The following is a 21,973-nucleotide window of genomic DNA, read 5'->3' as shown; positions in this document are numbered from 1 at the left end:
CATGGCCTCTTTTTATTGGGCAAGGACTGGCTCGATACGCGCCAGCCGCGATGGCATCAGATTGCCATCTGCTCGTGGGGGGAGCCGTGGTGGCGCAGCCAGACAAAGCTCAGCGCCACGATCAGCACCATCAGGGTCATGATGACCCCCAGGGTCACTTGGCCGGTCATCGGGAAGCAGGCCGCCAGCAGGGTGACGACACCCGCCCCCAGGTTCTGCATGCCGCCGAGGATGGCCCCTGCTGTACCCGCCTGACCCGGGAAGGGCTCGATGGCGCAGGAGGTGGCGGTCGGGTAGAGGATGCCGCTCCCGATAAAGTAAACGGCGGCGCCTCCGATCAGTGACGCAGCACTCACTAACCCGAACAGGCCCGGCAGCAAAATGATGAGCGAGCCGAGCGCCAAAAATGCGATGCCCAGACGCATCAGCTTGCCCTGGCTCAGGCGAAAGCTCAGCTTGGCCGAGAGCCAGGCCCCGAACAGATAACCCGGCAGCGGCAGGACGAACAGCACGCTCACGGTACGGGCGCTCAGCTTCAGCACATCCCCGAGCAACACACCGGCGGCTGCCTCAAAGACCGCCAGACCGGAGAAGGTGGCCATCAGGCAGAGCAGGTTGCCCTGAAACTTGGGGTTGCCCAGCACATGGCGATAGGCCGCCCCCACCCGCAGCGGTTGCTGGCGAGCGCTCACCGGCAGGGTCTCGCCAAACCAGGCCATGATGGCCAGGGTTGCCACGGCGCCAAAACCGAACAGGAACCAGTAACCGGCACGCCAGTTGAACAGCTCGGTCAACCAGCCACCCAGCACGGGGGCCAGCAGCGGGGAAAAGATCACCCCCATGCTCACCAGGCTGTTGGCGCGGTTAAGCTCGGCGCCGCTATAACGGTCGCGCATCACGGTGCGACTCATGGCGCCGCCCGCACCGGTTCCCAGCCCCTGGATGAAGCTGCCCACCAGCAGGGCCGCGAAGTGGGGGATCAGCTGGATGGTCAGGGTCCCCAACAGAAACACCATCATGCCGATGATGAGCACGGGGCGACGACCGATGCGATCCGACAGCGGCCCATAGACAAACTGGGAGAGGCCATAGGGAATGAGGTAACAGGCCATCACCGCCTGCAGCTGACCGGAGGCCACCTGAAAGTCCCCCGCCATCATGGGAATGGAGGGGACATAGAGGGTCTGGGTCATCTGGCCCACAGCGACCATCAGAATGGTCAGGAAAAACAACGGATAAAAACTGTGCCGATCCATATCAGTCCCAAAAAAATCGTCAAAAAGCTGCCGCCCCCCGGCGCAGAAATGGCCCGGGGGAGTCTCTTCACAGAAACAGTGAGTCAATCAAATCAGTGTTGGAAACAGGAGGCGGGGAGCCCGCCCGACCATCGCACAGGACGCTTGATGGTATGGGGGCATGATAGTGATTCAGCTCACAGAAAACGAACGAATCTTTATAATCAGCTTGCCTTAGTTTTTCTAATATTACGGGGCATTCCGCCCCGTCTGCAGTTAAAAATCAACGCGTTACCATCTGCTGTGCCTGCTTGATCAGATCCTCTGGCTGCTCCTTGCGCGGCGGAATGGTGATCCCCTTCTGGCAGGCAGGACGGGACTCCATGCGCGCCATCCAGGCCTGCAGATGGGGCAGCCCCTCGATGGAGATCCCGCTCCAGTCGTAGATCCGCACCCAGGGCCAGGTGGCAATGTCGGCGATGCTGTACTCATCGGCCAGATACTCGTGGTGGGCCAGATGGCTGTCGAGCACCTCGAACAGGCGGCGCCCCTCCTTCTGGTAACGCTCGATGGCCGCCGGGATCTTCTCGGGGAAGTAGCGGTAGAAGACGTTGGCCTGCCCCATCATGGGACCAACCCCGCCCATCTGGAACATCAGCCACTGGATGGCCCGGGAGCGGCGCTTGGGATCCTGCGGCAAGAGCTTGCCCGCCTTCTCGGCCAGATAGAGGAGGATGGCCCCGGATTCGAACACGGCGAAGTCATCGTTGTCCCGATCGACGATGGCCGGAATGCGGCCGTTGGGGTTGATGGCCAGAAATTCGGGCTTTTTCTGATCCAGTGCCGACAACTCGAGCGGGATCACCCGATAAGGCAGCCCCAGCTCCTCGAGGGCTATCGCTACCTTGAAGCCATTGGGGGTCGCTGCAGTATAAAAGTCGATCATGGTCACTCCTTGGTTACGCAGATGGGGCCACCGGGCACTCTTTTCCCCCGGCGGCGAGATCCTGACCCACTCTCTAGTAACACAAACGGCGTACCCAGTGCCAGTGATGGCACTGGGTACGCCGTTTGTCGGCCGATGATGACGAGATCAGTTGAGGGTGGCGGCCGGCTTGCGCTGGCGCAGCATGATGAGGCGAGAGAGCAGCGGGAAGTAGGATTCTAGCTTGCGCAGCAGCACCCTGCTGCTGGCGGGATTGGCGAGATCCGACTCCTCCAGCACTATGCCGTTGGAGACGAAATAGAAGCGAGGGTCGCGCACATCCGGCCCACAGATGGCCAGTTCCCTGTCCCCCTTGCGGATCAGCAGCGGCAACACGGGCAGCCCTATGGTGTCATCTTCCCCGCCCAAAAAACCGGCATCCTGCCAGGGGGTATTGCCATCGTTCAGCAGGATCGCCGCCTCCGCCTTGGCTGGCTGCCACTCGGCAAGCGGCGTGATGCCGATGTTGGCAAAGTGGTCGCCATACTCTCTGGATGAACGCAAAATGGCCAGTAAACCTTCACTGGCGCCGGATACGTGCTGACTGACTACTGACAAGTTCATGATTCATGTCCCTATGCTCATGACAAACTGGGTTGATTGCAGGCATAAGACTAGCGCAGATCCGGCCTATATTGGAGCCGTCATATCTGGCAGTGGCAATCGAATGGCTGAATCGGGATAACAGTTGCCATCGGTGGAAATACTGGTATCATACCGCGTCCTTTTATCCCCGTTCTTTAACATCCAGTGGTGAACCTATGCATCCGATGCTGAATATCGCCGTGCGCGCTGCGCGCAACGCCGGTCAAGTTGTAGTAAAAGCCTTCTCCCAGCCCGAGAACATTGAGGCTATCCAGAAAGGCAGCAATGACTTCGTGACCAACGTTGACCGTGAAGCCGAAGCGGCCATCATTCATACCATCAAAAAATCTTACCCGGAGCACAGCATCGTAGCTGAAGAGTCTGGTGAGACTGCCGGTACCAATCCGGATTACCAATGGATCATTGACCCACTGGATGGCACGACCAACCTTGTCAAAGGCATTCCGCACTTCGCCGTTTCCATCGCCCTGCGCGTGAAAGGCAAGACCGAACAAGCCGTTATTTACGACCCGATCCGCGACGAACTGTTCACTGCTACCCGTGGTAGCGGCGCCCAGCTGAACGGCTACCGCATCCGCGTCGGCAAGGCCCGCGAACTGGCTGGTACCGTGCTGGCCACCGGCTTCCCGTTCAAGCAGAAGCACCATATCGAGCCGTACCTGAAGATGTTCCAGAGCATGTTCATCGAGTGTGCCGACATCCGTCGCTCCGGCTCCGCCGCCCTGGATCTGGCCTACGTGGCCGCCGGCCGTGTCGACGGTTTCTGGGAAATCGGTCTGAAACCCTGGGATACCGCCGCCGGTGAACTGCTGGCCAAGGAAGCGGGCGCCATCGTGACCGACTTCGTGGGTGGCCACAACTACGAAACCTCCGGCAACATAGTCGTTGCCAACCCGCGCGTGCTCAAAGAGATGCTCGGCAAGATCCGTGAAGAGCTGCCGGAGTCTCTGGCCAAATAAGCCAGCACGTACTCGACACAACAAAAAACCGGCGCAAGCCGGTTTTTTGTTGTCTGCCGCTCGTGGTTATGTGTCGCTCGGTTTACCCCTGCAAGGCGTTCGTGGCTTGCGTCCTTGCAATCCAGGCTCTACCAAACCATCTATGGCCATATCTCTCCTCCCCTTCACGCTGACGCACACAGGCGCTGATTGCCACCTCCCCCCTCGATATGGAGATTGGCGGACAATAAAAAACCCGGCCTAAGCCGGGTTGATATCAGCAATTCAGGCGTCTCTTCGCGTGCCTGAATTGATCTTGGTATCAGGCAAGATGAAAGCGCCCGATAGTCTGCTTGAGTCCTGCGGCCAGCTGGCTCAGCTCCAGACAGGCGCGCGCGGTATGATCGGCGCCGAAGGCAACCTCGTTGGCCGACTCGTTGATCCGCTCCACGTTGCGCCCCAGCTCGTCGGAGACCGCATCCTGCTCGCCACAGGCGCTGGCGATCTGGATCGCCATGTCGGCGATCTGGGCCACGGCTTCCTCAATTTGCTGGATACCCGCCCCTGTCTGTTCGCTCTGGGTCACGCACTCGCGGATCATGTCGCAGCTAAGTCCGGTCACCTCTTTGGCCTTGTTGGCACGGGCCTGCAGGGTCTCGATAATGGCCACGATCTCGCCGGTAGAGGCCTGGGTACGACCCGCCAGGGTACGCACCTCATCGGCCACCACCGCAAAGCCACGCCCCTGCTCACCGGCTCGGGCGGCCTCGATGGCGGCGTTGAGGGCCAGCAGGTTGGTCTGATCGGCAATGCCGCGGATCACGTCCACCACCACATTGATCTGGGCAGACTCGCGCTCGAGCTCGGTCACCAGCACGCCGGCCTGCTCGATCTCTTCGGCAACCCGGGTGATCGCCACCAGAGAGTTGCGTACCTCCCGGTTGCCGCTGCGTGCCAGCGCATTGGCCGAGCTGGCGGATTCCGAGGCGATCTCGGTATTGCCCGCCACGTCGGCGACGGTGGCCTTCATCTGGGTCATGGCCGTCGCCACCAGGGAGATCTCCTGCTGCTGGCTCTGGATCCCCTTGGCAGACTGCTCGGAGACGGCGCTCACCTCCTCGATGGCGGTGCCCAGCTGGGTCACGGCGGCCACCACCTCTTCGATCAGGCCACGCAGGTTGTCCTGCATCTTGAGCGAGGCATTGGCCAGCGCCCCCAGTTCATCGCGCCCCAGGTTGCGGCGATCCAGACGGTGAGTCAGATCCCCGCTGGCAATGGCGTTGGCCTGAGCCACCACGGCCTGCAGCGGCAGGCAGATCTGGCGGGTCAGGAACCAGGTCATCGCCATCATGAACAGCAACAGGCTGCCGATGCTGACCATGGCCAGGGTGTTAAGCATGCTGACGCTGCCGAGCAGGCTTCCACGGTTCTCCTTGACGAAGTCGAGGTTGACCCCGACCAGATCGTTGACCGCCTGCTCCAGGGCGCCGAAAGTCGCGTTGGAAGCAAACAGTTGAGCCTGTGCCTCAGCGTGTTGGCCTGTGGCCAGCAGCTGATCGAACTCGCTCACCGAGCGGCGATAGCTCAACCAGTGCTGCTTGGCCCGGTTGAATACCTGACGCTCATGGGCCGCTCCGACCGTGGCCTCATAGGCCTGGAAGCTGGTCTCTACCTTCTGGATATTGTTCTGGATCCGGCCACGACGGGCCTGCAGATCGGCACTGTCATCCACCATCAGCAGGGCAAACTGTGCCCGGCGCACATAGGAGACGTCATAGAGCAGGTTTTCCACCGACAGCACGCTCGGCAGGGTCGAGTCGGTAAAGTTCAGCACCCGATCACGCACGCTGCGCAGCTCGCTGGAGAGAAACAGACCGAACAGCACGTTGACGGCGGCAATGATCGCAAAGACCACGGCAATCTTCTTGCCGATGGAGAGATTCTTGTAAAACATGGTGGCAGTGGGTCCTCGACTGCTGACTGGGTGTGGAGTGTGGCGATCACATCCCTGTGAGCTGATACCCGGGCCATCCTGACGGGGAGATGCACAAAACGCGGGAAGAGGGCATTTGGCAAAGTCGCGCACTCTAGCACAAGGCGACAATGCCTTCATTTTTATTAAAAAAATTTAAATGGTGTTAATTCCTCCAGCGCCAAGGCTTCAGGCGGGAGCCCTACGCCAGTGCCCAACTGCATGCTATTTAGCTATGGGGACAATCGCCTGACTCGGGTAGACAAGGCGTCGGCGCAGGGATGTAATGAGCCTTCTCTCTTTCTCATAAGGTCACCCGATGGACGATATGTCAGCCCTGCCCGCTTCCTCCTGGTCCCAACAACTGCGCGCCCAGATGCAATCCCGCCCCCGAACGGCCATCGGCCTCTTTATCGCGCTGGCGGCCGTATTGTTGTTGCTGTTGCAGAGCCTCGTCATGCTGGCGACGGAGGAGATCAGCAGCGGCATGCGTTATGGCCTCATCGGCGGGGCCGCCGGCTTTGCTGCCACCGCCCTCGGTGCCCTGCCCGCCCTCTTTCTGCGCGCCGTGCCGCAGCGGGTGGAGGATTCCATGCTCGGCTTTGCCGCCGGCATGATGCTGGCGGCCAGCGCCTTCTCCCTGCTGCTGCCGGGGCTCGATGCCGCCAGCGACATCACGGGCAACGGCTTTGCTGCCGCCGCCGTGGTGGTGGCGGGGATGACCCTCGGGGTGCTGTTGATGCTGGGGCTGGATCAGTTCACCCCGCACGAACACGACAAGACAGGCCCCTGCGGCCCGGGCCATGAGCAGTGTTCCAGGGTCTGGCTGTTTGTCTTCGCCATCGCCCTGCACAACCTGCCGGAGGGGATGGCCATCGGGGTCAGCTTCTCCCAGGGGGACATGTCGGTGGGGCTGCCGCTCACCACCGCCATCGCCCTGCAGGACATTCCGGAAGGGTTAGCGGTGGCGCTTGCCATGTGCGCCGCCGGTTTTCGCCCGCCACTGGCCGTGCTGGTCGCCATCGGCAGCGGCCTGCTCGAACCCCTCGGCGCCCTGCTCGGGGTCGGGCTCTCCAGCGGCCTGGCCATCGCCTATCCCATCGGTCTGGGCCTGGCGGCCGGCGCCATGCTGTTTGTGGTCTCCCATGAAGTGATCCCCGAGACTCATCGCAACGGCCATCAAACTCACGCTACCCTCGGCCTGATGGCGGGTTTTGCCCTGATGATGACGCTGGACACCGCCCTCGGTTAAGCGATCACCATCCCTTCCCTCGTGACTTGTGGCGCCTCGCGTTGGGGCGCCTGGGTTGCTCCCTGGCATTTCTCTTCTGGCGCTCGGCGCCGTCTTCATCTTTTGTTATGATCTACAGCAACTTAAATACAGCCTGACGGCTATCAAGACGAGGTCAGTGATGAAAGTAGGTATTATCGGCGCCATGGAACAAGAAGTGGCCCTGCTGCGCAGCCAGCTGAGCAACGCCACCACCCTGCAACTGGGTGGCTGCGAGTTCTATCAGGGGATGCTGGCCGGCAAAGAGGTGATCCTGACCCGCTCCGGCATCGGCAAGGTCGCCGCCAGCGTGGCCACCAGTCTGCTGCTGGAAAAATTTGCCCCCGATTGCGTGATCAATACCGGCTCTGCGGGCGGTTTTGCCCAGGATCTGCATATCGGTGACGTAGTGATCGCCAGCGAAATGCGCTTCCATGACGTGGACGTGACCGCCTTCGGCTACGAGATGGGCCAGATGGCGCAGCAACCCGCCACCTTCCCCTGCGACGAAAAGCTGATCACTGTGGCGCGCGAATGTATCGCCGAACAGGGCAAGCACCAGACCAAAGTTGGCCTTATCTGCACCGGTGATCAGTTCATGTGCAAGCCGGAGGCCATCGCCAAGGCGCGCGCCGATTTCCCGCAAATGCTGGCGGTCGAGATGGAAGGGGCCGCCATCGGCCAGGTATGCCACATGTTCAAGGTGCCCTATCTGGTGGTGCGCGCCATGTCTGACATCGCGGGCAAGGAGCAGGTGGAATCCTTCGACGCCTTTATCGAGGTGGCTGGCAAGCACTCGGCCGAAGTGATCATCAAGATGCTCGGCAAGCTGTGATCCCAATCGAATCGCTCGAACCGATGGCCACCGATCTGCTTTCCACGACGGCGGCCATCATGTTGGGGGCCGCCTTGCTGGAGGCCCTCATTCCCCGCCCCGCCCACATCCGGCTCTCGGCCCTCACCCCGCTGCTCACTCGCCTTGGCCACAAGGTACACAGGGCGGACGGCTCGCCCAGGCAGCAGCTACAAGCCGGCGTGCTGGCGATGTTGGTAGTCTGGCTGCCCTGCGCAGCTGGCCTCTGGTCGGTGCGCAATCTGGCCCTGAGCGAACCTCTGTTCGATCTGCTATTTCTGCTGCTGATGATTGAATCCCGTCCGCTGCGGGAGCTGGCGAGCGCCACCCGCACCCTTGCCTGCCAGGAGACGCTGCCACTGGCACGACTGCAGGCCGTGCCCTGGCTCAAGCGGGAGACCGGCAAACTCTCGGTCATGGGGATTGCCAAGGCTGTGAGCGAGAGCTGTGCCCTGCGCCTGGTGGGACAATGGGCCGGCCCCCTGCTGGGCTATGCGCTGGCCGGTGTGCAGGGGGCCCTGCTCTGGCGGCTGGCCCAACTGATGAACCTGGGCTGGAGCATGAAGGATCCCGCATTCAGCCACTTTGGCCGCGCGGCGAGCGCCTTCTATCAGGCGCTCAATGCCCCGACCGTGCTGCTGCTTGGCTTGCCCCTGCTACTGACCCGTCTCAAGCGTGCGGGCTGGCTGCTACGCAACGGTGTGCTCTGGCCCTATCCTGCCATGGGCATCCTGCTGGTGCTGCTGGCGGACAAGTTTCAGACCCGGCTGGGGGGCCCGCGCTACTACCAGGGCACACTGCAACGCTGGCCCGTGCTGGGGCTCGGACAGGATCCCGGCGCCGACATGGCCACGCGGATGCTCAATGTCTTGCAAGGAACAGGCTGGGGATGGCTGCTGGTCGCCCTGGCGCTGACTCTGGTGGAACGCTGGCATGCTTAGACACACAGGTAAATGGATGGGGTTGCTGGCAGGTTTGCCATTTTTGGCGATGGCGGCGACCCCGGAGCGGGTGGTGAGCGTGGTCCCCCACCTCACCGAGCTTCTCTATGAGATAGGGGCCGGCGACAAGCTGGTGGCCGTTGATGATGCCTCCGACTATCCCCCCGAGGTGACAGGCAAGCCCAAGGTGGCGAATTACCGCAGCATCAATGTGGAAGCGCTGCTGGCCCAGAAACCGGATCTCATCCTCGCCTGGCGCTCCGCCCAGTCGCGCATGCTGGCACCGCTGGAAAAGCTTGGCATTCAGGTGTTCTACTCCGAGCCCACCGATTTTGATTCACTTGCTGGCGAGATGCGGGCCCTTGGCAAGATGCTGGGGATTGAGCAACGCGCCAACGAGGCGGCCAATCGCTATCTGGCCAGGCTGGCGGCTCTCAGGCAACGCTACAACCACCCGACCGGCGTCAAGGTGTTCTACCAGCTCTGGTACCCGCCGTTGACCAGTGCCAGTGGCCACGCCTGGCCAGCCCAAGCCATCGAGCTGTGTGGCGGCATCAATGTGATGGCCCATGCCAAGACCCCGTACCCCCAAGTCAGCCAGGAGCAGGTGATCAAGGCCAACCCCGAGCTCATTCTAGCGGGCAGTGGCGATCCGGGCGCTCTGGCGCACTGGCAACAGTGGACCATGATAGACGCAGTCAAGCAGGGACGATTGACCCTCATCAACTCGGATGAGCTGCACCGTTTCACCCCGAGAGCCCTCAATGCCGTGGAGCAGATCTGCTCCGCCATCTGGCAGAACCGGACTACGCCCGTTACGTCGCCTTAAGTCGTCATTACAATTAACTTTGAGAGTGATGACCTAAGTTCGCGTGTTAAAAGCGTTTTTGCGAATGGATCACACTCTTTGCATAAAAAGCTGGTACTTTATTTGCTAGCATATGATTCATCTACTGTTTTTCTGACGAGATGCCCGCAATGTTCAATGATAAAACGCTACTCATCACGGGTGGCACCGGCTCGTTTGGCAAGAAACTGGTCAAGACAGTACTGGAGCGTTACAAACCCAAGCGCCTCATTATCTATTCCCGTGACGAGCTGAAACAGTTCGAGATGCAGCAGGTCTTCGATGCTCCCTGCATGCGTTATTTCATTGGCGATGTGCGGGATGCCAACCGCTTGACCATGGCGATGCGCGGGGTGGATTACGTGGTTCATGCCGCCGCCCTCAAGCAAGTTCCAGCCGCTGAATACAACCCCATGGAGTGCATCAAGACCAATATCCACGGGGCCGAGAACGTCATCCAGGCCGCCCTGATCAATCAGGTAAAGAAAGTCATCGCGCTTTCCACCGACAAGGCCGCCAACCCGATCAACCTCTATGGTGCGACCAAGCTGGCCTCAGACAAGCTGTTTGTCGCCGCCAACAATATCGCGGGCCAGGATCCGACCCGTTTCTCTGTGGTGCGTTACGGCAATGTGGTTGGTTCCCGTGGTTCAGTCGTCCCCTTTTTCCAAAAGCAGATCGATCAGGGTGTAGACTCCCTGCCCATCACCCACGAGGAGATGACCCGCTTCTGGATCACCTTGCAGCAGGGGGTGGATTTTGTGCTGCGCAACTTCGAGCGGATGAAGGGGGGGGAAATTTTTGTTCCCAAGCTCCCTTCCGTTCGCATCACGGATCTCGCCCTTTCCATGGCACCCGAGCTGCCGCACAAGATTGTCGGCATCCGCCCGGGCGAAAAAATGCACGAAGTGATGTGCCCTGCTGACGACTCCTATCACACCTTTGAGTTCGACGACTTCTTCATCATCGGGCCGACCATCAACTTCAACAATCGCAACAACGACTTCTCGAAGACCGCCGCCGGCGATAAGGGAAAGATGGTCAACTCGGGGTTTGAGTACAACTCTCGCAACAACCCGGTCTTTCTGACCATAGAAGAGCTCAAGCAACTCAATCAGCAAGTGGTGATGGAATGATCCCGTACGGCAGACAATCGATCAGTGAAGCGGACATCGAGGCCGTGGTGGAGGTCCTGAGATCCGACTTTCTGACCCAGGGGCCGGTCGTTCCCCGTTTCGAGCAAGCTGTTGCCGACTATTGCTGCGCCCGTTTCGGGGTCGCCGTCAACTCCGGCACCGCCGCCCTGCACATTGCCTGCCTGGCGTTGGGAGTGGGCCCCGGAGACTGGGTCTGGACCTCCCCCATCAGCTTCGTTGCCTCCGCCAACTGCGCCCTCTATTGTGGCGCCCAGGTCGATTTTGTCGATATCGAACCCGATACCGGCAATATGTGTGCCGTGGAGCTGGAGCGAAAACTGGTGGCTGCCAAGGCCGAAGGACGCCTGCCCAAGGTGGTGATCCCGGTGCACTTCGCGGGCCTGCCCTGCGACATGAAAGAGATCCACCGCTTGGGGCAAGAGTATGGTTTTAGGATCATCGAAGATGCCTGCCACGCCCTCGGTGCCCGCTATCACGACGAACCCACCGGCAACGGTCGCTACAGTGACATCACTGTCTTCAGCTTCCACCCGGTGAAGATCATCACCACGGGGGAAGGTGGCATGGCCATGACCAATGACCCCGCCCTAGCCAAGACAATGCGCCTGCTGCGCAGCCACGGCATCACCCGCGAAGCGGAAGACTTTATCAACGAACCGGACGGCCCCTGGTACTACGAGCAACAGATGCTCGGCTTCAACTACCGTATGACCGATATCCAGGCCGCTCTGGGGTTAAGCCAGATGCAGAATCTGGAAGATTGGATTCAAAAGCGCGGCAAGCTGGCCCGCCGCTACTTCGAAGCATTAGCGCCGGAGCTACTCCCTCGCTATTTCAGTGAAGAAAGGCGCAGTGCCTTCCATCTTTATGTACACCGCGTAGCCCCCGAGCAGCGCCTCCGTATCTTTGAGCAACTGCGGGCCCAAGGCATCGGTGCTAACGTGCACTATATGCCGATCTACAAGCAGCCTTGGTATCAACGATCTGCTCCAACTCCCCAGCCCTATGCTGAACAGTTTTATTCCGGCGCCATCACGCTGCCGCTATTTCCGAGTCTGACATACATAGAGCAAGACGCGATTAATCATTCCCTCTTGCCTACACCCTAATATCAACCTCTTCGGAATACCTATGCACATCCTGATCTACGGAACCTCTACTCAAGCACTGCATTTCTTACCAGCCCTGGCACTAAACTATACGTTGCTGGGCTTCATCGACAGCGATCCCGCCAAACAGGATACGAGCTGGATGAATAAACCGGTTTATCACCCCAGTCAGCTTGGCAAGCTCCGTTTCGACAAAATCCTGATCGCCAGTTGTTTTGTCAACGAAATCAATCAGACTCTGGCCAGCTATGGAATAGCACCGGGTATTTCGGTCACAGAACTTGCCGAAGTCCTGGAGACTAACCGTGAATATTGCAATGCACTGCAGGCAGTGCGCAACAAAACCGAGGAGAACCTACCCAAGATCCCATTGCTGCAACAGCACATCGAAGGAGCAACCCTGTTGACGGATCGACTGGCCTTGCTCCGACAGCTACCCAAGCATGGGATCGTCGCCGAGCTGGGTGTTGCCGCTGGGGACTTCAGCCGCCAAATCATGGAACTGACACAACCTCGACGGCTCCACCTCATCGATCCCTAGGGTTCAGAACGTTATGGTAATGCACTCCACCTTGGGGTCAGATCTCAGTTTGCCAACGAAGTATCAGCGGGACAGGTGGCAATACACCGCCAGACCTCACTCAATGCTCTGCAACAGTTTCCAGATAATTACCTTGACTGGATCTATATCGACACCACTCACAGCTACGAATTTACACGTGATGAATTACGCGGCTATGCCAATAAAATCAAGCCCAATGGTATCATTGCCGGGCATGACTATATGCAAGGTAACTGGCATGCACAGTGTCGATATGGGGTCATTGAAGCCGTGCATGAATTTTGTGTTGTAGAGAACTACCGGATTAAATATTTAACAATGGATATTTCAGAAAGCCTGAGTTTTGCAATCGAAAGAATCAATTAATCTCGAGTTTTATCAAAAACGCCGGGAACACCTATTTCCAATAATCTACAAAACCACAGCTATAGATCAAAAATTTCGATTGTAACTCATGATTGATTAAATCTATCCGCTGTGCGATTGCTTTATCATGATATCGTAGTAGACACCAAGTCTTGCTGAGTGGAGCATAAATAGATGCATTGAAGCCCCATTGCTTCATTAAAATCCCCATACTCTTATTAGTATGAAAGGCAGAATGCACTGGCGGTTCGAGATAAAACCAGTCAGGATTTTTCGGTACATTCTCTGTGACAACAGTATGTATGAGTAAAGCACCATCAGGTTTAATCAAGGCATTAACTTGATCCAGCTCATCACGACAGCGTACATGTTCAAACATTGCAGAGTTAAAGACTGTATCGAATTCTTCCCCTTTGATGTCATCAAGATAAAGAACACTTTCATTATCCGATGTAACAAAGGGGTCATAGACAGGAAATCGAATATTATAGTATTTATTTAACAAATGACTAAGACGCCCATATCCACCTGCATAATCAAGACCGTTAGCAACATTGATAATTTTATTTACAGAGAGCAACTGCAAAAGCATTGCCTGCATTGCATAGGGAGGTTGATTAGGAATTTTAAATGAACCATCACAGTTCTCGATAAAATGATGATAATCATGATTCAGTTTTTCCCAATCCGAATGAGATGCCATCTTATGACTAAAAGAAAGAACAAAGCCGCAGTTTTCACATCGAAAATACTCGATGTCGCCCCAGTCTTGCATCAGTCGTGAATAAGGTGATGACTCATAGTTCTTCCTAAAATAGAAACCAACTCTTCCCCCACATATTTCACAAGACGACATACCACCCCCGCAATCACATACTACGACTTATTAATAGAGAATATTCTGGCTGGGTTACCAAAAACTTCTGCCCCTTCTGGCACAGATTGAATGACTACTGAACCCATACCTATTTTGGCTCCACGACCAATCACTGTCGGATGTTCAGATGTTCCGGGTTTAATAATGGCACCAGCGCCAATATAAGCATGGTCTTCAATCACGACGTTGCCATTACATTTAACGCCAGGAGCTAAGGTTACAAAATCACCGATCCGACAATCATGTCCAACATAAGAGTATATATTCGCATGAAAACAAATACCTATGTTGATGCTAGATGTCAGACAGGAAAATGGACTTAATATTGCACCAGCACCGATGGTGACATCATCCATTATGACCGCATTGTTGGCAAATATTGAATAAGGATGGATACCGTCAACAAGACACCTATTATAGATTCTCTCCCGAATAACACTGTCAGCTATTGCCACAGTAAAATACTTCTCATCCGCGCTCAACTGACAAAACTCGGCGTAAGAAATAACATGATGGCCGTTGACAGCCATATTTGGCACTGCCTCATCGACAACAAATATTAGAGCAGCATTTTCGTCAACTCGAGAGCGCAGTAAAGGCATTACTTCGCGGCCATACCCACCAGCACCATAGACAGCATAGATACGCTTCATGTTCGTCCTCGAATAATATCAATAATCCGTCGCTGCTCACCACTTTCAAGATCTGGGTAAATGGGCAAACACAAAATTTTATCTGCAATCATATTGGCATACGGCAAATTGTCTAAAATAGAAGATGACAAACCACGATACATTGGCATATTACTTATCAACGGATAAAAATAGCGCCTAGCCAAAATACCGTGATCACGAAATCTTTGATACAACTGATCACGAGTCAGTGGATACTCCGCTTCAATCAATATAGGAAAATAAGAGTAGTTATGTTCCGTTTCTGCTGAGAGCGGAGGGATAGACACACCTGGAATATCTGCCAGTTCAATACGATAATGATTATCTATCGTTGTTCGTAGAGCAATGGCTTTATCAATATATTTTAGTTGCAACAAACCGAATGCCGAATTAATCTCACTCATTTTTCCATTAATACCTGGCGCAACTATGGTAACCTCATCAGCAAACCCAAAGTTCTTAAGATAATCGACGCGCTGCTTTATTTTTTTGGAACGAGAAATAATTGCCCCACCTTCAAAGGTATTAAATACTTTTGTCGCATGGAAGCTCAAAACAGACATATCACCATGCTGCAATATACTCTGCCCCTGATATTTTACACCAAATGCATGTGCAGCATCATAAATCACGCTAAGGCCATAATTATCTGCTATGCGTTGTATTTCATGTATGGCACAAGGTTCAGAATAACAGTGAACAGGCATGATGGCTGTTGTTCGCGGAGTAATTGCCGCCTCAATCTTATCTGGATCCAAATTGAATGAACCCGGCTGAATATCTACAAAAACAGGCGTTAAGTTATTCCATATTAATGCATGGCTGGTTGCTACAAAAGAATATGGTGTAGTAATGACCTCACCAGTTACTCGCAATGCCTGCAGCGCAGTCACTAATGCCAAAGTACCATTAGTAAATAAGGATATATGCTCCACCCCTAGGTAATCGCAAAGCGCTTTTTCAAACTCCTGATGAAATGGTCCATTATTTGTTAACCATTTATTTTCCCATATCTGTTCAATCGCCGGAATAAATTCGCTCAAAGGAGGTAAAAATGGTTGAGTTACCGGTATGTTTTTGCTCATCTACGAAAAACCTCGCCCAATTATTGCATTGGATTTAATTTTTAACCTTGTCGTGTCGCATGCAACGTTGCGAAATTACGTTGCCACAACATATCTATATGCGGCTTAGTAAAATGACATTCAAATACGTCTTGATTCTTCGTAAAGTCAGCTTCAAGTTCATCTAATTTGGCTTTATCTGGAAGTACTTTTATATCCATGATCTTAGCCCCCTTAGTAATAAGATCTGATGGGATAGGTGCAGTACAGGCACCGAATAGTGGCTTTCCACTTTTTAACCAAAACAGCCAATGGTGACCTGCTTGTTGCCTTTGATGGCCCAATAAAAGCACCTGACATAGGCTCAATGCATAAAAGTAGGCAGCCTTCGGTAACATATCTAATAGAGGATAAAACTTGTCTCCCAGTAACCCCTTGCCATGTGCTATCACTTCTTGGATATATTTTTTATTACCTGAATATGTCAGAGGACAGAGCACTTTACTCTCTGGCCATTTCTCATGTACCGAAGTGATAAATTCTTTATGACGATTGGTCACATCAGCTGAATTTCCAATAACAACCACGTGCCCTGCCTGTAGAAATAGAGAAAGTCCTTCCGGCAAAATTTGTGGCTCAACATCATAGTTGTTGTAATAAGCATATTTGAGACAGACTCTTGGTTTTCCGTAGCGATTAATGCATGTTCTTTCATCATCATCAGAGCTTACATTGGAAAATATAGAGTGCATATTGTGCACACATTTCTTCCGGATTTCAGTGGTCTTGACGTATACAGGATCATTCTCTTTGAAATAAAGGTCCATAAGTAAGTCAGCACCAAACATCAACCAGTTAGATTTTCTGCAAAAAGCTTCATCTTCAAGAATCAGTTCCCAAAGAATGTGATTGAAGAAACCATGAAAAAATATCTCGTCAAATTCATGATGATGAGACCTTAGCCATGGAAACATATCCATGTTCTGCTCAAAAAAAATAACATCTGCAGATAAGCTTGCATATGGCTCAGACATTTTTCTTCGATCAAACACCAGAAACTGATGCTGTACACCTTGCAAATTCAACTTGGTGAAATAATCAATAATTGAGACATTATGATGATGTGTTTCACAAAAAACATGCAATATTTTATCCACGACACACCACCTTTATCGATAACAAATAGGGAGGATATCTTTCATTTTATACTCATCAACGCGCAGAGGATGTCTGTAATTTCCTCCAATAAAGACAAAGGGCTGACACTCGGCATCAACCTCTTCTGAAGAATAAAACTGGCACGTAGAGAAATAGTCTACATATCTCTCGTAATAGTCCATACCTGGCGCTCTTACATGATGGTCTTGCAAAGGATCGGGTTCTGGATATTCGATAGTTGATTCGGTAACAATCGGCACAGGCAATATTGCCATTCCATTAGGTTTTAAAATTCGACCAATTTCAGACAACGCTTTTCGATCATCAGGAATATGTTCAAGCACATGCGATGCAAAAACGAAGTCGAAGCTTTCGTCGCTAAATGGCAGCGCTTGAATATCTACTTTATAGTCAACATCATTTCTCATCAAATCTGCTGTTTTATAACAACCAAACCGTGTTGAAAAATATTTTTTCATACTAGGTTCTGGAGCAAAATGCAGAGCTTTCATGTTCTTCATAGCTTGTTCATCAAGCACTTTTTTCAACACAGAAAACTGGAAACGATGCCTCTCGAGACTATAACAATGGGGACATTGTGCATAAGGGCGACCACGTACTATAAGAAATTTCCCACGATAATCACATAAAGGACAATGAAAATTTTCGAGTCCAACTACTGGACCGTATAACCCATATTCCATCACGCACCCTCGTACATAAGCGTAAACTTTTCAAAAATAAATGACCGATAGATGAGGTACATGACTCTTTATATCTGCATGCATACTTTTATGGTGAATATCCGTCATTGTCACGACGCAATCTATCCCGTCCCATAAATCTTCTGATATCTCCCCCACCGAAAACACTGCCCGCACTCCAAAATTCTTCTTATTTTTGTCGATTAGCAATTTTATTGACACGCCAGATGCATAGTGTTTGATAAAAAATTTCGTATAGTCATTACATCCCATCAACGCCAAATTATTTTTTTTATGTAGCCGACACCACAATAATAATTTGACACATCGTAAATGCAGCTTAAACTGTTTTATTTTGTACTTTGCAAACTGCAGCGGATGAAAAAGTATCATCAGCCACTCATAGCGAGTAAATGTATTATCATCTGATATTATTTTTTTAGGTAACAGAATGTGCGCTGTATAACCAGCCTGTGCTCGCCACGAAAAATATTTTTGATACTCGCGTAAAAAGGTCAACGAGTATGCGTAATCAAGAGAACGGGACACCATGCCAGACGCTGCGTCAGCGACATGACGCAGCGTCAACACCTGATCGATAAACAAGAAGTGATCTGTTTCTGCACCAAGTCGCAATGCAAAATCCCAGTCCTGATGACCTCGCAATGTATCATTAAAGCGCACCCTCTGTGCTAGTTCACGCTTAACAATTAGACAGCTTGATTGAATTCCACCAACACGATTGGTACAGAATGAATACTCTGCAACACTTTCACCGATACGACGGGCTATTTGCGGAAAAGGAGCACTGCGCACACCATTGATCACATTCTGATATGAATGATGTATTACCTGCCCGTGTGCATTTTTTTGTAACGCTTGGTCGATACACGTAAGTTTTTCTGGTAACCACTCATCATCCGAATCTAAAAGACAGAGGTACTCACCTTGCGCCACTTCAATGCCACAATTGCGTGCATAAGCGCCGTTACGGTTAGGCTGATAACTGATTAACGAGAATCGAGAATCATCCAGCGTGTTGACTAACGTTTGGATCCGTTCGCTAAATGCCGGATCCGAACCATCATCAACAACGATAGCCTCATAGTTCCCGAATGTTTGTCGAGCAACTGAAAGAAGAGCTCGCCGTAACGGCTCATCCCGGTTATAGACCGGGATGATGATACTAAACCGCACAAATGCTGCGCTCATCCCGATTTCACACCTTTTCCGCGATAACGATCATGAAACAGCCATCACTGCCAGGAACAATCTCTGGATTCTGGAGATTTTGCTGTTTGCTGACTTGCTGCAGGCGGAAGCCACAACGCACCAGCATCGACTCTAACTCGGCATAGGTATAGTGCTTCACGTGATAGGGAAATTGTGCGGCACTAAAAGGCATGACACTCTCGTTCGGCGTCGACATCACTAGCTTGCCCCCAGCCCGTAGCCATTTATGAAAATTTCCCAGTAACGCTTCATCAAACGTCACATGTTCGATGGTTTCAAAAGAGACAACGGCATCAAATGATGCAGACTCTAGCTGCAGAGTGCTTGCATCGGCACACAGATGAGTAATCTTCGGCGAACTATAGTGTTGTCGCGCATAAGCCAGTGCTTCGGGTTCAATATCGACGGAGGTGACCTGACAATTAAGCTGGTTAGCCAACAGTTGGCTGCCGTAACCAATCCCACATGCCAAATCGAGCACTCGTTGCGGCATTTCAATATGTAGATTGTCTGCTGCAAATTGGTAGCGATTCAGGTGGTCTTGGCGGATATTACGCAAATCCGGTGCCACTTGTCGCTCACCACGCACCATCGACTGCCGAGCCGAAGCCTGTAATAGGTGGGTATCATCAGTCACGATGTTGATGTCAACCAACCCCTGGCGGGCGAGCAAAAAAGCCAGTCGTTTACTGTTATAACCAGACTTGTTGCAGCCCGAATAATGCGTCGAATAGCCCGGTAGCATGGGATTACCATCGTGCTGGGGGCCAAAGAGCCCGGCGAAGCTCTGACGAGCGACTGAGGTCACATCTCGTAAAGTCCCTTCATCCCACTCAGCCTGTAGCCACTGGCCCACGACGTAATCCAGATCGGGAACCGTAACCTGTAAGTGACCATTAACTGCAAGTTTATCGACTAGACGTGTTAACAGGGTATCTGCTTCCATACTGGTCAAGAATTGCAAATCCAGTACTTGGATCAACTCAAACTCGCTATCCAACTGATGTGCAATTTCAGGGATCGGACAACTCACCTCGGACTGTCCCTCGACCCGCAGAGTGACCTGCCCACAGGTTGCACGGGTTACCACCAGCGTTCTCATTTTATACATCCTTTAACTGTCCGATATTGAATAAACATCGTTATATTTCAATTCCAAACTGCTGCATGTAAGGCCCGATTTTTCGTACTAAATCGCGCCCATCAACCCGGAACTGGTTTTGAACCATTTGCAACATCACCTCTTGCTCATCGGGGCACTCGCTTAACAATGAACGACCGTAAAAGTGCACAGGAATTCCAACCAGACGAGCCTCAAACAGAGTGCTGGAGTTGATACCGCAAATAAACTTGCTCGATAGCGCCAGCGTCATGAAATCGCCACTAACAATTTCACGGCCATGAAAATCATATGTGTCTCCCAGAGGATCCAACGGGTGGGGCTTAAAGAGCAGCCGTTCGTTTCCGTGATCGCGGATCACATCGTCAATAAACTGCTGCATCTTGCCTCCATAGTTGGAATAGAGACGCACGTTGGTGTCGGTAGCGATCTGTAAAGGCACAAGAACGGCATCCCCAGGAACCCATAGGCGCCCACCCAGAAGCCGTTCCCTCACTCTCACCAACTCCTGCTCAGCGTCATCTTTCTGGCATGGCATTAGCCCCATGCATCGCCCCAGGTTGACGCCTTGCCTATCGAGATAAACATGCTCCCTTTGCGGGAAAAAACCCAGTTCGGCATAGAGATATCGCTTCCCTATATCCTGCAGATACTGTTTTACGCTGTCATAGTAGGCCGGTGTACCATTCCAGATGATGGCGCCAAGTAGGCGTGAAGGGGGAATAGCCATAATCGCATGAGCATCATAAGAGCGGACAACTCTGCACAGAATCTGCCGCTGATGTAGCCAAGTCATAAGACTAGCCAACTGCTGAACATGGTGATCCAACATGCAGACAAGTAACAACACCGGCCAAGTCTCTGTATCGGCCAACGAATCGGCCAAAGGATCGAGCAAGGGTGGCAGGATCTCTTCTGGCTCAAGAGCCACCAGCCTATGGCAGCCATGTTGCCGCAATTTGGTCATCACCTCCTGTTCATAGTCATAGGGAGAAGAACCAATGATGATGCTCAGATCATGCTGGCTCGCCTGCGTCATATCGATCACCGGGAGCCCGAACTTTTCCGAACAATCGCTCGTCATTGTATCGATCAGGGCAACAGGCAGTGGACGCTGCATCTCTTGTAACCGTTGCAGGATCAGTTGACTGTAATTTCCCATACCAGCCAACAAGTACCCTGATGAAGGCAGCTCAGCAATAGATAATGAGCAGACCCCTTGCCGACCGACGATCTCAAATCTCATGGCAACCCCCAACCATAGCTATCTCTGATCCTAGGGGGATATTTTTAACGACCATGTCCATCTTCCCTTCATTACGCAGACATCGGTGGAAGCCAGCAAATATCGAACTCTGCGTGATAGCGCTCATAAATATCTAGGCAGGCTCGGTTCTTTTGACACAGGTGATGCCAGCGCTCGGCCAATACACCATACTCATCTGGCAATGCATTTTGCTTGAGTACCGCAATATGGTTCAGCCAATTGGCCACGCGGTACAGTTGCGAATCCGACAAGTTAGACGGTTGATCCACCAGCCATTCATGAACCTCCATATCTTGCTCAGTAGCTGAAACACCAAGCGAATCCAGATACTTGCTGACAATACGCCGGTAAAGCTCTCGTTGCCTTACTTTGCGCAATATGGACGATTGGGCGCTATGAATACGATACAGCACCAACACCTCACGCAAGTTGGCGAAACGAACTTCGGGCTTGCTGATAGCCATTCTGGTCCACAACTCGGTATCTTCAACATCCGTATATTCGGGGTCATATCGAAAACGCTTGTAAACATCAGCACGCACCAGAATCGCGTTGTGTCCAACTCCGTTACTAAATAGCAGAATCGTATTTTTGATAAAGTTATCATAAGGTCGGTAATGCCATACCTCATCACGAACACCGAACAGTTTCAGCCAACACCCCACTAGATCTATATGCGGATGTTCGTGTAAAAATGCCATCTGTTTCTCTATCCGCTCTGGTAACGAAATATCATCCCCATCCATCCTGGCTATATATTCCCCCCGAGCTAGCAATAGCGCTTCGTTCAGACAATTTGCAATTCCCTGCTGCCGCCGGTGATAATGAATGATCCGACTGTCCTTTGCTGCCATCCTGCCAATTACGGATCCAGTTTCATCGCTTGAGCCGTCATCAAATATTATCACTTCCAGATTCTTATAGGTCTGCTTCAATATGCTATCCAGCGCATCTTCGATATAATTAGCACAATTATGAACAGACATAATAACCGAAACCAAGGGTTTACTGGGTGTTTTTTCAAAACTTGAGCCA

22 protein-coding genes are annotated in these 21,973 nt (G+C 52.9%); 9 read left to right on the top strand and 13 right to left on the bottom strand.

Features of this window, described 5'->3' with window-relative positions; translation table 11 throughout:
• Positions 1–56: 56 nt before the first annotated feature.
• The 3 genes from emrD to MRK42_RS08070 form a co-directional block, all read right to left on the bottom strand.
• A complete protein-coding gene (gene emrD / locus MRK42_RS08080; protein WP_338612143.1) occupies positions 57–1,256 on the bottom strand; it encodes a multidrug efflux MFS transporter EmrD in 1,200 nt (399 codons plus the stop codon).
• A 262-nt stretch (positions 1,257–1,518) separates the two neighbouring features.
• Positions 1,519–2,181: a glutathione S-transferase N-terminal domain-containing protein gene (locus tag MRK42_RS08075; protein ID WP_338612142.1), complete on the bottom strand. Its 663-nt coding sequence runs from the start codon at positions 2,179–2,181 to the stop codon at positions 1,519–1,521.
• Positions 2,182–2,328: 147 nt separating this feature from the next.
• Positions 2,329–2,784 (bottom strand): hypothetical protein, encoded by a 456-nt coding sequence (locus MRK42_RS08070; RefSeq protein WP_338612141.1) that lies wholly within the window; start codon positions 2,782–2,784, stop codon positions 2,329–2,331.
• 197 nt (positions 2,785–2,981) lie between these two features.
• On the opposite strand from MRK42_RS08070, the gene suhB reads away from it, so the two are divergent.
• Positions 2,982–3,785 carry an inositol-1-monophosphatase gene (gene suhB / locus MRK42_RS08065; protein WP_026458137.1) on the top strand — a complete coding sequence of 268 codons (804 nt, stop codon included), beginning with the start codon at positions 2,982–2,984 and terminating at the stop codon, positions 3,783–3,785.
• Positions 3,786–4,086: 301 nt separating this feature from the next.
• Here suhB and MRK42_RS08060 read toward each other — a convergent pair whose 3' ends face one another.
• Positions 4,087–5,718 carry a methyl-accepting chemotaxis protein gene (locus MRK42_RS08060; RefSeq protein WP_338612140.1) on the bottom strand — a complete coding sequence of 544 codons (1,632 nt, stop codon included), beginning with the start codon at positions 5,716–5,718 and terminating at the stop codon, positions 4,087–4,089.
• Between the two features lie 337 nt (positions 5,719–6,055).
• Between MRK42_RS08060 and MRK42_RS08055 the strand changes: the two genes are divergently transcribed.
• The 8 genes from MRK42_RS08055 (at position 6,056) to MRK42_RS08020 (ending at position 12,841) form a co-directional block, all read left to right on the top strand.
• On the top strand, positions 6,056–6,988 hold the full coding sequence (locus tag MRK42_RS08055; RefSeq protein ID WP_042028824.1) for a ZIP family metal transporter: 933 nt from the start codon (positions 6,056–6,058) through the stop codon (positions 6,986–6,988).
• A 160-nt stretch (positions 6,989–7,148) separates the two neighbouring features.
• The gene (gene mtnN, locus MRK42_RS08050; RefSeq protein ID WP_338612139.1) at positions 7,149–7,841 is read left to right on the top strand and encodes a 5'-methylthioadenosine/S-adenosylhomocysteine nucleosidase; all 693 of its coding nucleotides are present in this window, start codon (positions 7,149–7,151) and stop codon (positions 7,839–7,841) included.
• The gene (locus tag MRK42_RS08045; protein WP_338612138.1) at positions 7,838–8,800 is read left to right on the top strand and encodes a cobalamin biosynthesis protein; all 963 of its coding nucleotides are present in this window, start codon (positions 7,838–7,840) and stop codon (positions 8,798–8,800) included. The genes mtnN and MRK42_RS08045 overlap by 4 nt, the downstream gene beginning before the upstream one ends.
• Complete coding sequence (locus MRK42_RS08040) at positions 8,793–9,629, top strand: cobalamin-binding protein (protein ID WP_338612137.1); 837 nt, start codon at positions 8,793–8,795, stop codon at positions 9,627–9,629. The genes MRK42_RS08045 and MRK42_RS08040 overlap by 8 nt, the downstream gene beginning before the upstream one ends.
• Before the next feature lie 149 nt (positions 9,630–9,778).
• Entirely contained in the window at positions 9,779–10,783 is a 1,005-nt protein-coding gene (pseB, locus tag MRK42_RS08035; protein ID WP_338612136.1) for a UDP-N-acetylglucosamine 4,6-dehydratase (inverting), read from the top strand.
• Positions 10,780–11,913 (top strand): UDP-4-amino-4,6-dideoxy-N-acetyl-beta-L-altrosamine transaminase, encoded by a 1,134-nt coding sequence (gene pseC, locus MRK42_RS08030; RefSeq protein ID WP_338612135.1) that lies wholly within the window; start codon positions 10,780–10,782, stop codon positions 11,911–11,913. Before pseB ends, pseC begins: the two co-directional genes overlap by 4 nt.
• 22 nt (positions 11,914–11,935) lie before the next feature.
• A complete protein-coding gene (locus MRK42_RS08025) occupies positions 11,936–12,454 on the top strand; it encodes a hypothetical protein (RefSeq protein WP_338612134.1) in 519 nt (172 codons plus the stop codon).
• Positions 12,455–12,529: 75 nt separating this feature from the next.
• Positions 12,530–12,841, top strand: coding sequence for a class I SAM-dependent methyltransferase (locus MRK42_RS08020; protein ID WP_354689008.1), 312 nt, complete (start codon positions 12,530–12,532; stop codon positions 12,839–12,841).
• A 31-nt stretch (positions 12,842–12,872) separates the two neighbouring features.
• Here MRK42_RS08020 and MRK42_RS08015 read toward each other — a convergent pair whose 3' ends face one another.
• The 9 genes from MRK42_RS08015 to MRK42_RS07975 form a co-directional block, all read right to left on the bottom strand.
• Positions 12,873–13,616, bottom strand: a complete 744-nt coding sequence (locus tag MRK42_RS08015) for a methyltransferase domain-containing protein (RefSeq protein ID WP_223380355.1) — start codon at positions 13,614–13,616, stop codon at positions 12,873–12,875.
• Between the two features lie 101 nt (positions 13,617–13,717).
• Positions 13,718–14,371: a NeuD/PglB/VioB family sugar acetyltransferase gene (locus MRK42_RS08010; protein ID WP_223380354.1), complete on the bottom strand. Its 654-nt coding sequence runs from the start codon at positions 14,369–14,371 to the stop codon at positions 13,718–13,720.
• The gene (locus MRK42_RS08005) at positions 14,368–15,477 is read right to left on the bottom strand and encodes a DegT/DnrJ/EryC1/StrS family aminotransferase (RefSeq protein WP_223380353.1); all 1,110 of its coding nucleotides are present in this window, start codon (positions 15,475–15,477) and stop codon (positions 14,368–14,370) included. Before MRK42_RS08005 ends, MRK42_RS08010 begins: the two co-directional genes overlap by 4 nt.
• Positions 15,478–15,518: 41 nt before the next feature.
• Complete coding sequence (locus MRK42_RS08000; RefSeq protein WP_338612132.1) at positions 15,519–16,613, bottom strand: TDP-N-acetylfucosamine:lipid II N-acetylfucosaminyltransferase; 1,095 nt, start codon at positions 16,611–16,613, stop codon at positions 15,519–15,521.
• A gap of 12 nt (positions 16,614–16,625) precedes the next feature.
• Positions 16,626–17,318, bottom strand: a complete 693-nt coding sequence (locus tag MRK42_RS07995; protein ID WP_338612131.1) for a methyltransferase domain-containing protein — start codon at positions 17,316–17,318, stop codon at positions 16,626–16,628.
• 30 nt (positions 17,319–17,348) lie between these two features.
• Positions 17,349–18,530, bottom strand: coding sequence for a glycosyltransferase family 2 protein (locus tag MRK42_RS07990; RefSeq protein ID WP_338612130.1), 1,182 nt, complete (start codon positions 18,528–18,530; stop codon positions 17,349–17,351).
• 7 nt (positions 18,531–18,537) lie between these two features.
• Positions 18,538–19,653: a class I SAM-dependent methyltransferase gene (locus MRK42_RS07985; RefSeq protein WP_338612129.1), complete on the bottom strand. Its 1,116-nt coding sequence runs from the start codon at positions 19,651–19,653 to the stop codon at positions 18,538–18,540.
• 40 nt (positions 19,654–19,693) lie between these two features.
• Positions 19,694–20,917, bottom strand: a complete 1,224-nt coding sequence (locus tag MRK42_RS07980) for a hypothetical protein (RefSeq protein WP_338612128.1) — start codon at positions 20,915–20,917, stop codon at positions 19,694–19,696.
• 71 nt (positions 20,918–20,988) lie between these two features.
• On the bottom strand, positions 20,989–21,924 hold the full coding sequence (locus MRK42_RS07975) for a glycosyltransferase (protein WP_338612452.1): 936 nt from the start codon (positions 21,922–21,924) through the stop codon (positions 20,989–20,991).
• Positions 21,925–21,973 lie beyond the last annotated feature (49 nt).

The sequence above is a fragment of the Aeromonas sp. 19NY04SH05-1 genome (assembly GCF_040581895.1).
In the GTDB taxonomy this organism is placed as follows: Bacteria; Pseudomonadota; Gammaproteobacteria; order Enterobacterales; family Aeromonadaceae; genus Aeromonas; species Aeromonas enteropelogenes.
This window is presented reverse-complemented; position numbering and strand designations above follow the sequence as displayed.

What these genes read in the sequence shown, in the direction of transcription:
- emrD (WP_338612143.1), bottom strand. Translation starts at nt 1,256, where the DNA reads ATGGATCGGCACAGTTTTTATCCGTTGTTTTTCCTGACCATTCTGATG.
- MRK42_RS08075 (WP_338612142.1), bottom strand. Translation starts at nt 2,181, where the DNA reads ATGATCGACTTTTATACTGCAGCGACCCCCAATGGCTTCAAGGTAGCG.
- MRK42_RS08070 (WP_338612141.1), bottom strand. Translation starts at nt 2,784, where the DNA reads ATGAACTTGTCAGTAGTCAGTCAGCACGTATCCGGCGCCAGTGAAGGT.
- suhB (WP_026458137.1), top strand. Translation starts at nt 2,982, where the DNA reads ATGCATCCGATGCTGAATATCGCCGTGCGCGCTGCGCGCAACGCCGGT.
- MRK42_RS08060 (WP_338612140.1), bottom strand. Translation starts at nt 5,718, where the DNA reads ATGTTTTACAAGAATCTCTCCATCGGCAAGAAGATTGCCGTGGTCTTT.
- MRK42_RS08055 (WP_042028824.1), top strand. Translation starts at nt 6,056, where the DNA reads ATGGACGATATGTCAGCCCTGCCCGCTTCCTCCTGGTCCCAACAACTG.
- mtnN (WP_338612139.1), top strand. Translation starts at nt 7,149, where the DNA reads ATGAAAGTAGGTATTATCGGCGCCATGGAACAAGAAGTGGCCCTGCTG.
- MRK42_RS08040 (WP_338612137.1), top strand. Translation starts at nt 8,793, where the DNA reads ATGCTTAGACACACAGGTAAATGGATGGGGTTGCTGGCAGGTTTGCCA.
- pseB (WP_338612136.1), top strand. Translation starts at nt 9,779, where the DNA reads ATGTTCAATGATAAAACGCTACTCATCACGGGTGGCACCGGCTCGTTT.
- pseC (WP_338612135.1), top strand. Translation starts at nt 10,780, where the DNA reads ATGATCCCGTACGGCAGACAATCGATCAGTGAAGCGGACATCGAGGCC.
- MRK42_RS08025 (WP_338612134.1), top strand. Translation starts at nt 11,936, where the DNA reads ATGCACATCCTGATCTACGGAACCTCTACTCAAGCACTGCATTTCTTA.
- MRK42_RS08015 (WP_223380355.1), bottom strand. Translation starts at nt 13,616, where the DNA reads ATGCAAGACTGGGGCGACATCGAGTATTTTCGATGTGAAAACTGCGGC.
- MRK42_RS08010 (WP_223380354.1), bottom strand. Translation starts at nt 14,371, where the DNA reads ATGAAGCGTATCTATGCTGTCTATGGTGCTGGTGGGTATGGCCGCGAA.
- MRK42_RS08005 (WP_223380353.1), bottom strand. Translation starts at nt 15,477, where the DNA reads ATGAGCAAAAACATACCGGTAACTCAACCATTTTTACCTCCTTTGAGC.
- MRK42_RS07995 (WP_338612131.1), bottom strand. Translation starts at nt 17,318, where the DNA reads ATGGAATATGGGTTATACGGTCCAGTAGTTGGACTCGAAAATTTTCAT.
- MRK42_RS07990 (WP_338612130.1), bottom strand. Translation starts at nt 18,530, where the DNA reads ATGAGCGCAGCATTTGTGCGGTTTAGTATCATCATCCCGGTCTATAAC.
- MRK42_RS07985 (WP_338612129.1), bottom strand. Translation starts at nt 19,653, where the DNA reads ATGAGAACGCTGGTGGTAACCCGTGCAACCTGTGGGCAGGTCACTCTG.
- MRK42_RS07980 (WP_338612128.1), bottom strand. Translation starts at nt 20,917, where the DNA reads ATGAGATTTGAGATCGTCGGTCGGCAAGGGGTCTGCTCATTATCTATT.
- MRK42_RS07975 (WP_338612452.1), bottom strand. Translation starts at nt 21,924, where the DNA reads ATGTCTGTTCATAATTGTGCTAATTATATCGAAGATGCGCTGGATAGC.